Annotated in this window: 11 protein-coding genes and 1 pseudogene; 7 read left to right on the forward strand and 5 right to left on the reverse strand. The window is 51.2% G+C overall.

What is annotated here, in order from left to right; genetic code table 11:
- The 5 genes and pseudogenes from DEF47_RS14300 to DEF47_RS14320 form a co-directional block, all read left to right on the forward strand.
- Nucleotides 1-573: pseudogene (locus tag DEF47_RS14300) on the forward strand (hypothetical protein); the annotation flags it as partial.
- A 103-nt stretch (nt 574-676) separates the two neighbouring features.
- Nucleotides 677-1,039 (forward strand): DUF1294 domain-containing protein, encoded by a 363-nt coding sequence (locus DEF47_RS14305; protein ID WP_012192029.1) that lies wholly within the window; start codon nt 677-679, stop codon nt 1,037-1,039.
- Nucleotides 1,040-1,299: 260 nt separating this feature from the next.
- Nucleotides 1,300-2,373 (forward strand): threonine synthase, encoded by a 1,074-nt coding sequence (thrC, locus tag DEF47_RS14310; RefSeq protein WP_012192030.1) that lies wholly within the window; start codon nt 1,300-1,302, stop codon nt 2,371-2,373.
- 147 nt (nt 2,374-2,520) lie between these two features.
- On the forward strand, nt 2,521-3,957 hold the full coding sequence (locus DEF47_RS14315; protein ID WP_012192031.1) for an aspartate kinase: 1,437 nt from the start codon (nt 2,521-2,523) through the stop codon (nt 3,955-3,957).
- Between the two features lie 201 nt (nt 3,958-4,158).
- Nucleotides 4,159-5,250: a prenyltransferase/squalene oxidase repeat-containing protein gene (locus DEF47_RS14320; protein ID WP_012192032.1), complete on the forward strand. Its 1,092-nt coding sequence runs from the start codon at nt 4,159-4,161 to the stop codon at nt 5,248-5,250.
- Nucleotides 5,251-5,405: 155 nt separating this feature from the next.
- On the opposite strand, the gene DEF47_RS14325 is transcribed toward DEF47_RS14320, so the two are convergent.
- Together DEF47_RS14325 and DEF47_RS14330 are read right to left on the reverse strand one after the other, a co-directional pair.
- Nucleotides 5,406-5,648: a hypothetical protein gene (locus tag DEF47_RS14325; protein WP_287045194.1), complete on the reverse strand. Its 243-nt coding sequence runs from the start codon at nt 5,646-5,648 to the stop codon at nt 5,406-5,408.
- Nucleotides 5,648-5,824, reverse strand: coding sequence for a hypothetical protein (locus DEF47_RS14330; protein ID WP_287045195.1), 177 nt, complete (start codon nt 5,822-5,824; stop codon nt 5,648-5,650). Before DEF47_RS14330 ends, DEF47_RS14325 begins: the two co-directional genes overlap by 1 nt.
- A 207-nt stretch (nt 5,825-6,031) precedes the next feature.
- On the opposite strand from DEF47_RS14330, the gene DEF47_RS14335 reads away from it, so the two are divergent.
- Both DEF47_RS14335 and DEF47_RS14340 read left to right on the forward strand, forming a co-directional pair.
- Nucleotides 6,032-6,709, forward strand: a complete 678-nt coding sequence (locus DEF47_RS14335) for a GNAT family N-acetyltransferase (protein WP_287045196.1) — start codon at nt 6,032-6,034, stop codon at nt 6,707-6,709.
- Between the two features lie 50 nt (nt 6,710-6,759).
- Complete coding sequence (locus DEF47_RS14340; RefSeq protein WP_012192034.1) at nt 6,760-8,019, forward strand: Glu/Leu/Phe/Val family dehydrogenase; 1,260 nt, start codon at nt 6,760-6,762, stop codon at nt 8,017-8,019.
- Nucleotides 8,020-8,280: 261 nt separating this feature from the next.
- Here DEF47_RS14340 and DEF47_RS14345 read toward each other — a convergent pair whose 3' ends face one another.
- The 3 genes from DEF47_RS14345 to DEF47_RS14355 form a co-directional block, all read right to left on the reverse strand.
- Complete coding sequence (locus DEF47_RS14345; protein ID WP_041307009.1) at nt 8,281-9,384, reverse strand: glycosyltransferase; 1,104 nt, start codon at nt 9,382-9,384, stop codon at nt 8,281-8,283.
- Nucleotides 9,385-9,473: 89 nt separating this feature from the next.
- The gene (gene lpdA / locus DEF47_RS14350) at nt 9,474-10,871 is read right to left on the reverse strand and encodes a dihydrolipoyl dehydrogenase (RefSeq protein WP_012192036.1); all 1,398 of its coding nucleotides are present in this window, start codon (nt 10,869-10,871) and stop codon (nt 9,474-9,476) included.
- A 283-nt stretch (nt 10,872-11,154) separates the two neighbouring features.
- On the reverse strand, nt 11,155-12,726 hold the full coding sequence (locus tag DEF47_RS14355) for a type III PLP-dependent enzyme domain-containing protein (protein ID WP_287045197.1): 1,572 nt from the start codon (nt 12,724-12,726) through the stop codon (nt 11,155-11,157).
- Nucleotides 12,727-12,777: the final 51 nt, after the last annotated feature.

Below are 12,777 nucleotides of genomic sequence, written 5' to 3' on the forward strand. Positions count from 1 at the left end.
CCAGAACCAACGGTTGCGCCAACCAACACGCCAGAACCAACTGCCTACCCAACACCAACCGCTGTGCCAACCGCGACCAAGACACCAGTCCCAACCGCGACGAAGACACCCGCGCCAACTGCAACCAGCACGCCAGCGCCAACCGCGACGAAGACACCAGTCCCAACCGCGACGAAGACACCCGCGCCAACTGCAACCAGCACGCCTACTGGTAAAGATTGTACCTATACCCAAGGCTACTGGAAGAATCACCCAAGTGCTTGGCCAGTTACGAGCTTGAGCATTGGTGGTGTGGTTTACAGCCAAAGCCAATTGATGGCAATTTTCAACACCTCGCCACGTGGTGATGCCACCTACATCTTGGCTCACCAATTGATCGCGGCCAAGTTGAATGTTGCTCAAGGTGCTAATGGCAGCACAGTTAATGCAACGATCGCTGCTGCTGACGCTTGGTTGCAACAATATCCATTGGGCAGCAAACCAAGTGGCTCAGCCTCCAACACTGGCACCAGCTACGCCACTCAATTGGATAACTTCAACAATGGCGTAATTGGCCCAGGCCACTGCGACTAAGCTCAACCCTGAATAATTGTTCAAACGGCGACGATCTAGTATTTCTAGATCGTCGCCGTTTTTCGTTATAATAGCCTGCATTGTTTGTGATTGAGGTTGACCAATGGCACAACGTGGGCGAATTCCAGCTGGTTTAGGCCATTTTTTAGTGGCGTTTGGGCTAGGTGCAGCATTTAATCTAGGCGTTAGCTATGGCCTGATTGGCCTAATCGTGGTTTCATTCATCACGTTAATTGTATTTATTGTTGATAAACAAAAATCGCGTGGTCGTGGCCGCCGAATTGCCGAGAGTACGCTATTGTGGTTTGTGGCTGTTGGTGGAACCTTAGGCGCTGTGGTGGGCATTTGGTTTTTTCGGCATAAATCGCAAAAAACCACGTTTCTGCAAGGTTTTTGGCTAATTGTTGGTTGCCAAGTTGTTGGCTTATTGGCCGTTGGCTTGGTGCGTGACCTGCTGTTAAACTGAACCATAACTGCGACCCACAGCTGGTAACGCAGAGGGATGAACATAGAGCATCCATGGGGATCAGAAGATTATTCGTGGAATTCGTGCAATTCGTGGCTAAAAATCAGCCTTCGTGCACTTCGTGTGCTTCGTGGTTAAAATAAAGTAGCCAATCTTCAGTAACTAACTCAACAATAATCTAAATATGTTATAATCAGCGCCATCGGCGATGATGCCCTTTTCCGCATTGGGAAGGGGCTTTTTTGTAGGACACACCAGCTATGAGTCAGCTAACCACCCATGCTTCGGCGGTGCCATTACTCGAACGCTACCGCCAATTTTTGCCGATCACTGCCCAAACGCCAATTGTCACCTTGCACGAGGGCAATACACCGTTGATCAATGTGCCACGCTTGGCTGCCCACCTTGGGGTGCGCGAATTGTGGCTCAAATTGGAATCCATGAATCCAACTGGTTCGTTCAAGGATCGCGGCATGGTCATGGCGATTGCCAAAGCACTCGAAGCTGGCAGCAAAGCCGTGGTCTGCGCCTCAACTGGCAATACCAGTGCTGCCGCCGCTGCCTATGCCGCTCGGATGGGCATGGAATGTGTAGTGGTCGTGCCTGCTGGCAAAATCGCCTTAGGTAAATTGGCTCAAGCTTTGATGTACGGAGCCAAACTCTTGGTGATCGAAGGCAATTTCGACCAAGCCTTGGATATGGTGCGCGTGTTGGCCGAACAACACCCAATTACTTTGGTCAACTCGGTTAACCCCTATCGTTTGGAAGGCCAAGCGACCGCTGCCTACGAAATTTGCGATGTGCTCGGCGATGCACCCGATTATTTGGCCTTGCCAGTTGGGAATGCTGGCAATATTTCGGCCTATTGGATGGGCTTCAAACGCTATTATGAAGCGCATCGCTCGGAAAGCTTGCCCAAAATTTTGGGTTTTGAGGCAACTGGTTCGGCAGCAATCGTGCGCGGTGAGCCAATTGCTTATCCTGAAACCGTGGCAACCGCGATTCGAATTGGCAATCCGGCTTCGTGGCAGTTGGCAGTTAATGCTCGCGACGAATCGGAAGGCACGATCGATCATGTTAGCGATGAAGAAATTTTGGCGGCATGGCGCGATCTCTCGGCACTCGAAGGTATTTTCTGCGAACCAGCTTCGGCAGCAGGGGTTGCCGGCATTCGCAAGCTTTTGGCTGCTGGCAGCATCGATCCCAATGGCCGGTTTGTGGCAGTTTTGACTGGCCATGGCTTGAAAGATCCACAATTGGCTGTTGAGCAGTTCTCGGTTCCACAGGCGATCCCTGCTGAATTGAGCGCTGTGGTCGCCGCCTTAGATTTGTAGTGGCGCGGTGAGAGTGAGCAAGGTTTTGACGCTATTGATTTAGCCACATTCAGGCTTTTGAGCAGCAACTTAATTGCTGGGGGCAAAAGGTTGTTGAGTTGTTGCTCGCCTTCAAGGTGGATTCAATTTTTTCATTTGGAGCACGTTATGCGTTTGCTAGTGACGAAATTTGGTGGTACGTCGGTCGGTTCAGCTGAAGCTATTCGTGGCTTAACTGCAATCACTACCACTAATCGCACTACTTGGGATCATGTTGTTGTGGTGGTGTCGGCCCTCAGCGGTGTCACCGATAAATTGTTGAATATTGTGCGGGTTGCCCAAACAACGGGCGATGCTGCTGCGGTTGCTACGCTGCACGCCGAGTTGCGCCAGCGCCATCATGATGTGATTGGTGAGTTGCTCGATGCTGAACAGGCCGCAATCCAAACCGAAATTGATGGCTTGCTCGATGAGTGTGCCCGTTTGTGCGAAGGTGTGCGAGTATTGGGCGAATTGACTCCGCGCACACTCGATGCGATTGCTGGCTTGGGTGAGCGCATGAGCGCCCGCATCGTCGCTGCAACCTTACGCCATCTAGGAGTGCCAGCTCAACATTTTGACGCTAGCGATCTGATCGTTACCGATGATCGTTATCAAGATGCTTCGCCGTTGATGCCCGAAACCACCGAGCGCACCACCGCAACTCTTGGCCCAATCTTGGATCAAGGAATTACGCCAGTGGTCACAGGTTTTATTGGCGCAACCTTGGCAGGCGTAAAAACCACGCTTGGCCGTGGTGGCTCCGATTGGAGTGCAGCGATTTTGGGCGCGGCGCTCGAAGCCAGCGAAGTTTGGATCTATACCGATGTGGATGGGGTGATGACTGCCGACCCACGAATTGCCCCCGATGCCCATGTGATCAGCACACTTTCCTACAATGAAATCAGCGAATTGGCTTATTACGGCGCGAAAGTGCTACATCCCAAAACGATTCGGCCTGTAGTCGAGCGTGGCATCCCCTTGCGAGTCAAAAACACCTTCAATCCCAGCCATCCTGGCACAGTGATTGTGGGCAAAACTGAGCCAATCGTTGGCGCAATCAAAGCCGTTACTGCAATCCACAATCTGACCATGATTACCGTGGCAGGCCGTGGCATGTTGGGCGTGCCTGGGATCGCTGCCCGAACTTTTGGCGCGGTAGCGCGTGAAGATGCCAGCATTTTGATGATTTCACAAGCCTCATCCGAGCAAAGCATCTGTTTTGTCATCCCCGATGGTGGAGCAAAACGGGTGGTCGAATCGCTGAACCAAGAACTAGCGGTCGAACTCGAACGCCGCGATATCGACACGATTGCCTTGGAAGAAGGCGTTTCGATCATTACGGCGGTTGGCGCTGGCATGCGTGGCACAACTGGGGTGGCCAAACGGGTCTTTAGCGCAATTGGCGATGCTGAAATCAATGTGATTGCGATTGCTCAAGGTTCATCTGAATGTGCAATTAGCTTGGTGGTTTCGGGCGATAGCGCCAAGGCGGGTGTGCGAGCGATTCATGCCCTGACCTACCGCGAAACGATCAACGCCCAACATCGCCCACCATGTGAGTAAATTTCAAGCCTCAATCAAACTTAGACCCTCAGTTCTCGTGCTGAACTGAGGGTCTTTCTATGCCAATAAGTACAAAATCATGACTTTAGTCCTATACCTATCTAGGCATAAGATTTCCATAATAATCCATCAGCCTGATTGATTATTGGTTTTGCTGGCCAAATTGGTGGGCTGATCTGTGTGGTTTTAGGAGGTATTGGCATGCTTCAAACCATTGTTCGCTATCGTTGGCTGTTGGTCTTCGTTGGTTTTTTGGTAGCGGTCCCAATCGCTGCTCAAACGGCGGAGAAAAATAAAGGGGCTGATTGGTTGCTGACCCAACAGCAGTCGGATGGCAGTTTTGATTCGTATTATCACTCTCCACTTGATCCAACGGCATGTTCGGTGTATGCCCTCCATGCGGCGGGCTATCAAATTGATCCAGCCACGCAACGCTTTATTGAGCAACAGGCTCAGAGCTATATTGGGCATCCGGCTAAAGCTTCGGCCATTGTCATGGCTCAATTGCTAACTGGTCATGATCCCCGTTCGGTTGGTGGGGTCGATTTGGTTGAAGCAATCATCAAGAGCTACGATCCTGCAACGGGCATGTATGGTGAAAACTTGTATGAGAATTCCTTGGTAATGATGGCCTTGAAAGCTGCTGGCGAGGCGATTGAGCCACAGGCAATTCAGACGATTCTTGATCAACAGTTGGCTGATGGGTCGTGGAGTACTAGTACGCAAAACACCGCCTTACAAATTCAGGCCTTAGTCGCGGCTGATCAAAAGCAATCTGCGGCAATTCCGGCAGCTTTGGCCTTCTTGCAAACTCAGCAAGATTTTGATCGCGGGTTTATGAATAATCGCGACTTTGAGCCGACAGCGTTTAAGGATGCAATTTCAACGTCCTTGGCCATCCAAGCTATCTTAGCAACTGGTGGCGACCCCAAGGCTGAACCATGGGGCGATAATATCAATAATCCTATCAATGCTTTGCGGCGTTTGCAGCTTGCTGATGGTGGCTTTCGGCTCGATTCATCGACCCCACAGCCTGATACGATGTCAACTTGTTCGTCTGTTCAGGCTGTGCTGCAAAAAACCTATCCATTTATTGAACTTGCCAACATTGGCATTACGCTTACCCCGACCTTAGCTCCTGCCGATGGCTCGACAGCCACTCCCGTTCAGCAACCTGGCCTACCTGGGGTGTTACCAGACACTAGCTCAAGCTCAAATCTGGCCTTGCCAATTTTGCTTGGCGTATTGGCTGCCTGTGTATTGGTTGGCCTACGTTTGCGCAAATTGGCCTAAATAGGCCAGTGGATTGATTCGCGTAATCATCTTGGTGTCGCTCCTACTGTATGTAGGTTCATGCTCAGTGTTCCACATTCAGCGGGAGCGGGTCAGAGGTGAGGTCATTCATCGTGCTTTGGTTAACCTGCGTGCTCAAAGCTGAGGCGAGCGCGTTACGCTGATTGCTCAGATTTAATCTCTTGTACATCATTGATCGAATAATCCAACTGATCGATATGCGGTGGCTCCTTGGCTTTTTGGATAATGATCCTGACGCGTTGCCATAACGTTGAGATTGCCTTGAACAGCGTAATTAAGCCCAACATCCCTAAAATAGCGATGATAATCGGCATTATGGATTCTCCATCGTTAAAATCAACAGCGTACTGAAAAATCCCAGTACGCTGTTGGTTCATTATTGATCTTCGGCCTTGACCTCACGGCCTTGATCCATCGAATAATTGCCATGATCGATATGCGGTGGCTCGCCAGCTTTTTGCACAATTACGCCTAATTTGAGCAAAAGTAAAATCAAGCCGCTAATGCTAAGTAAGCCCAAAATCACGAAACAACCGATCCAAAACATCGACATACACAATCCTCCTAAAGTATTCCGGTCGATGAGCCTGCTAGGCCTTGAGGCTCACCCGCGGCTACCTCGCGCACCCGACTAATAGTGCTTGACGGGCGATCCGAGCGGGTGTAGAATGCGCCTAGCTAACGTGCCGGATCAACGTTGATTGTGGTACGCTCCAATCATCCGTGCAGGTTGCACGGTTTTTTTGTTTGGAAAATATCAATGATTGTACCATCACCGCAAATCCGTGCAACGGTGCCTTTTCAGTTGGGTGACTTGGCTTTGATGATTCGGCCAGCCATAATGGATGATCTTGCGCCAATGTTGCAATTACAAGCCCTAGCCTTTGCCGATAAATTTAGCTCGGCTTTTGGCAAACGCGGCATCCAACGTGGCGTGGCTGCCTTACATCAATCGCATCAGATGCAAGGGCCAAGTAGCCTACAAGGAATGTACGTCATGTTAGCTGGCAGCGAACTTGTAGGCACGATTACGCTGCGCACCATCGAGATGCGGCCAGACGATGTTGGTTTAGTTGAGCAAGCGTTTTTGCGCGAACTTGGCGCTTGGGGGGCGTTTCGCGCAGTGCATGCGCTTTCGCAAATCGACCATCGGATTGGGCGGGATGAAGGTTTTATTAGCGATGTGGCGGTTGCTGAATCCTATCGCCGTCGTGGCATTGCCCAAGCAATGATGCGGCATAGCATGACGCTAGCCCGTGAGCTTGGCAAAAAACGCCTAGGGCTGTATGTGAGTGCCTCCAACCATAGTGCACGAGCGTTATATCGTAATTTGGGCTTTAGCGAGGGCCAGGTGCGCCGCTCATGGTGGAACGCCCTGTTTCTCGGTGAACGCCGTTGGATTTATATGTCGTATAATCTTAGAGAGACTTCTGCATAACCAAGAGGCCTCTTTTGATCAAAGGCGATCAATTAGAAAGGAACAAGTCAATGGCTGACTCTCATCGCAACGCATTCGAGAATGCTCAGCGTCAATTCGATCTCGCTGCTGAAAAGCTGAATCTCGACCACAGCTTGCGTCGAGTTCTGCGCGTCCCTCAACGCGAATTAAGCGTCAATTTCCCTGTCAAAATGGACAATGGTGAGATTCAAGTGTTTAGCGGTTATCGCGTCCAACACAATGTTTCTCGCGGTCCAGCCAAAGGTGGGATTCGCTACCACCCAGCAGTCGATATCGATGAAGTTCGTGCTCTCGCGATGTGGATGACCTGGAAGTGTGCGCTGGTTAATATTCCGTATGGTGGCGCAAAAGGTGGGGTCATTGTAGACCCAACGAAACTATCGCAAAGTGAATTAGAGCGATTAACCCGGCGTTTTGCAACTGAAATTAGCATTTTGGTTGGCGCTGAAAAAGATATTCCAGCTCCTGATGTTGGAACCAACGGCCAAGTGATGGCTTGGTTTATGGATACGATCTCGATGCATCGTGGCTACACCGTGCCAGCTGTGATCACTGGTAAACCGGTTGAAGTTGGTGGCTCGCTTGGGCGGGTCGAAGCAACTGGGCGCGGGGTTAGCATTGTGGCCCGCGAAGCCGCCAAACACCTTGGCTTGCGCATCGAAGGCGCAACCGTAGTGATTCAGGGCTTTGGTAATGTGGGTAGCGTTACCGCCGATATGATGCAGCGCATGGGCAGCAAAGTGATTGCGGTTAGCGATGTTTCTGGTGGCTACTACAACCGCCGTGGCCTGAACATCCCCGAAATGATTGCCTATACCAAGCAACATCGTTCGCTGGAAGGCTACCAAGCCGAAGGCATCGAGCGGGTCAGCAATAACGAGTTGCTCGAAATTGAGTGCGATATTTTGGCTCCATGTGCCTTGGAAAACCAAATTACCGAGGAAAATGCAGGCCGAATTCGCTGTAAATTGCTGGTCGAAGGCGCAAACGGCCCAACTACCCCCGAAGCCGATGATATTTTGTTTGAAAAAGGCATCTTTGTTGTGCCCGATATCTTGGCGAACGCTGGTGGTGTAACCGTTTCATACTTCGAATGGGTTCAAGGCTTGCAAGAGTTCTTCTGGACTGAAGAAGAAATCAATAACAAGCTTGAGCGGATTATGCAACACAGCTTTGAATCGGTGCTGGCCCAAACCCTCAAGCATAAAGTTTCAATGCGCATGGGTGGCTATATGGTCGCAGTAGCCCGGGTCGCTGAAGCAACCCAAATCCGCGGGATTTATCCATAAACTAGGCTTTGTGGCCCCTCGTCCAATTGTATGGGCGAGGGGCTTTTTAGTTAAGGATGAAGGATGAATTATGAGGGATGAAATCAAAAGTAAGAAATAGGGGCTTTATGTTTAAGTTTGATCGATACGTATGCCCTGACCCCCTAGCCCTCGCTCCCGCTCACGAGGCGAGGGGGAAGCCTTCATCATGAAGCGTGGAACGCCCCTCGCCCGCCGCAGTGGGAGAGGGGTTGGGGTGAGGGAACGGTGACACCAGCGGATTTACTCAACCATCGAGCGATAAACTGCTAAATGTTGCTGGGCAATGCTAGCTTGGGTGTAATGGCTCAACGCTCGTTGGCGACCAGCTTCAGCGATATTTTGGCGATACTTTTCATCCAGATAGAGTTTGTGAATTGCCTCGGCCAGTGCCGCAACATCGCCTTCGGGAAACACTAAGCCTGCTGTATCAATTACATGCGGAATTTCACCTGAATTGGAGCCGATCACTGGCACGCCGCAGGCCATGGCCTCAATCAAGACCCGCCCAAATTGCTCTTTCCAATTGGGGGTGGTACGCGAGGGCAGCACATAGGCATGGACGCTGCGCATAGCGTCGGGCATGGCGCTGGATGGAATCAACGGCTCAAGCGTGACCCGCCCAGCCAGCGGTGCTTTGGCAATGCGTTGTTCAACTTCGCTGCTCAAATCGCCTTTGCCAATTAATCGACAATGAATATCGCTGGGCAAGCGTTCGAGGGCTGCCAACAAATCGAGCACGCCTTTCGAGCGCATCAAGCGCCCAAAAAAGCCCACGACAAACGGTTTTGCAGGCAATGGCTCAGGCGCAGGCCTAAAAATCGCCTCATCAACCCCAAATTGTGGAATGACGCTGATTGGGCCAGGGTAGCCGTGATCGCGAATGAGTTGCTTAGCCAAATGGTTGCCAGCAATTGCATGGGCTGCATGGCGATAGCTGTAGCGCTCGAAGAAACTAAATGGCGGTGGATAACGTCGCGCTACATCAGCCCAATTATAAAAACAGAGTTTGGCGTTGGTTTTGCGGGCATGCCAAAAAGCCTGAAATGTTGCCAAATTAAAGGCTTCTTCATCGGCATGCAGAATACCTGGTTGCTCAGCGGCGATTAATTTGCCCAAACCCTGCCACCAAAACGTATGATGATGACCGTTGTGACCCAGTGGTACAACATGCATGCGATAATTGCGCGGCGTTTGCACTTCCAGCGGATACTCGCCAACGCCAGGCTCAAACCACATCGGCGGCACAATCGCCGTCAATTCAACATCTGGCTCTGCCGCAATCAATTCAAGCTTGCGGTGGTAGGTGGCGGCGGTCAGGGCTTTCGAAATAATCAAAATTTTCATAGCAACCAAGGCTTCAATAATCACGAAGGACGCAAAACACCTGCAATGGTGCTTCGTGTCCTTCGTCAGCTGATTCAGCGCAATTTAATTTAGAGGTGAAGTGTGCCGTCAAGCAAGGCATGACCAGCTTCGTGCATGGCTTCGTATAAGGTTGGGTGAGCATGAATCGTTGCTAACAGCGATTCGACCGTGGCTTCGTGGCTCAAAGCCAAGCCGCCTTCGGCAACCAACTCGGTCACACGAGGCCCAATCATATGGAAGCCAAGGATCTCGCCATATTCAGCGTCGGCAACGATTTTAACAAAGCCATCGCGATTGCCAATGGCTGTAGCTTTGCCAACCGCCGCAAATGGAAACTTGCCAACTTTGACATTGTAGCCGCGTTCTTTGGCTTGGGCTTCGGTCAAGCCAACGTGCGCCACTTCGGGCGAACAATAGACACAGCTTGGAATAATGTCGTAGTTGATTGGGTTGGTATGGTGGCCTGCGATATGTTCGACCGCAATCACGCCTTCGGCTGAGGCAACGTGAGCCAGCCATGGCGTTGGCACAACATCGCCAATTGCATAAATATTGGCAATGTTGGTTTGCATGGTGGCATTGACTGGAATATAGCCACGTTCATCGATGGTTACGCCGACTTCTTCGAGGCCAATATTTTTGGTCAAAGGAGCGCGACCTGTGCCAATCAGGACGTAATCTGCTTCTAAAGTTTGTTCTTTGCCATCTGGACCTTCAAAAACCACGCTAGCACCATCGGCACGTTTGTTGACGGCCTTGGTTTTCGAGCCAGTGTAGAGCTTGATCCCGCGTTTGGTGAAGGCTTTGGCCAATTCAGCCGAAATTTCTTCATCCTCAGTGGCAACAATTCGTGGCAACATTTCGATGATGCTCACTTGCGAGCCGAAGGTACGATACATCGAAGCAAATTCGCAGCCGATGATCCCACCGCCGATTACCACCAAATGTTTTGGCACTTCGGGCAAGCTCAAGGCTCCAGTGCTCGAAACGATCCGTTGCTCGTCGAATGGCGCGAATGGCAATGCCCGAGGAGTCGAGCCAACTGCCAAAATCACATTCTTGGTTTCGATGACCGTTTCAGTACCATCGTTGCCTTTGACCGCGACCTTGTTGGTGCCAGCCAAACGGCCAAACCCGCGAAAGAGATCGATTTTCTTCTTTTTGAACAAGCCTTCGAGACCAGTGCGCATGGTTTTGACCACTTTTTCTTTGTGGCCCATGGCACCCTTGAGATCGAACGAAACTTCGCCCGTGATTACGCCAAACTTCTTGCCTTCTTTGGTTTCTTCCAGCAAGTCGGCGCAGTGCAACAGCGATTTGGTAGGAATACAGCCAATATTTAAACAGACACCGCCGACTTGTTCTTTTTCGACGACAGCGACTTTTAAGCCCAATTGGACAGCGCGTAAGGCAGCAACTTCACCGCCTGGCCCTGAACCAATAATCACAACATCATATTGAGCCATTGAAATATCAATCCTCCGTATGGTAGACGTTTTGTCCATTGTCTATGATAGCACAGGCAGTGGTTTAGGCAGAAATCAAAAGTCAAAAGTCAGAAGGCAAAAATCAAAATGGGATCAGGTTTCAGCGATCAGGGGCTAAATTTTAACGCAGCGGCGCAGAGGAATATATGGCTAGAGGCTGAAGGCGATTGGCTATCGGAATATTTTAGGATTCTCCTAATCGTGTTTCCGATAGCCAATCGCTTTGCTCCTATGTTCGTTGCTCTATGCTCTTTGACCCGCGTTAGGCACTTGCCGCGAAACGGCTGGTGCGCAAGGCTGAGGGAGCTTGGCGACGACGGGCGGTGCGCAATGGCCGTACTGGCAATTGCTCGCGGACTACGGCAGTACGTACTGGCATTGGTTTGCGCACTGGCTGCTCAATCGTGGCAATGCTATAACCCAAGGCACTCATTTGTGCCATCAAGTTTTGCGGGGCAATTTCGCGCATTACCAATTGATCGCCATCTTGCTCGATGATAATTCGGCGCATTTCGGGGTTCAAGCAGTGGTGAGCACCACCCTTACCGCCGATCATGGCCTGATATGCGCCAACACCACAAACCGCCAAGACCATGCCAGCTTGGAATTCGGGCAACATCAAGGCTGGGCGATGCGAACGTGGATACAGATCGTCGGAATCGCAGGTGCGGCGGCCACCCAAGCGCACTGCTTGCACCGCTGTATCCCAACCATCTAAGGGCACAACCACGAATTCTTGGTCAACAATCAAGGTATCGGGAGCTGAAACCATCAACGAGCCATTCAACAAATACCACGGCTCAATTGCGCCAGCTTCCTTCACGCGGCCAACTTCAATCAAATAGAGATTATGGTTGGCAACAGTGTAGCGGCCACATTCGGCGATGATCATGGGTGCTGCCACGCCATGCTCAGCACAAATTGCTTGGGTATTGGCCATCAAGTTGGTCAAAAAGCCCACATAATCAAATTGGAAGGCCAAATCGTAGCCTGAGGTGGGCATGCCCCCGCCAAAATTAAACATCGTTAGGCTTGGAGTAGTGCTGGCCAAAGCGGCATAGGCATTGGCTGAACGAGCCAAACGAGCTTCCCATGCAGCTGCATCTTCAATTTGCGAGCCAACCATGGCGTGATACACCACCAATTGATGCTGCGTGCCAGCCAAGCGCTGGGCGACAAGTTGCATTTCAGCGGGAGTTAAGCCAAAGCGCTCGGCTCCAGCATGGTTACGATCCACGACATCAGGGGCGTGGCGTTCACGAACACCGAACAACATCGGTACACGACAATGGGCCAAGATATAATCAAGTTCATCGAGATCATCAAGCACAGCCACAACTCGCTCGTAGCCAGCCTGGCGCAAAGCCAAGATCCCGTCGAGATACATCGGCTCTTTCGAGCCATTACAGAAGATATAGCGATCTTCGGAAAGCACCCCTTGCCGCCAGAGATGGTGAGCGATCACCACATCGGCTGCCGCTGAGGTTTCGTAATGAGCACCAGCATTCAAGGCTGTGCGCACCACTTCCTCCGAAAAATTGGCCTTGGTAGCATAAGCATACAAGAACGAGCCAGTATAGCTTGATGCCGCCTGTGCAGCCATCGCATAATCAAGCATATTCTGCACCTGCGTGGTAATTTGCGGGCAGAACGAAACCTCAAGGGGTGCACCAAATTGCTCAACCAATGCACCCAGATCGACCGTATCGCCTAAGAGCAAGCGCTCATTGCGGCGCGTTAGAAAATCGGTCAAAGCCCCAGCACCCGAAAAGCCAAACGAATCATTCAGGTAGCCAGCATAGGTTTGCTCGATCAACTGGACATGTCCCTCCAAGCCGTGATGTCCACGACGATAGTGCTCAGCCACAACATGGGGCTGAGAGAA

It is taken from the genome of Herpetosiphon sp., from assembly GCF_003512625.1.
Classification (GTDB): Bacteria; Chloroflexota; Chloroflexia; order Chloroflexales; family Herpetosiphonaceae; genus Herpetosiphon; species Herpetosiphon aurantiacus.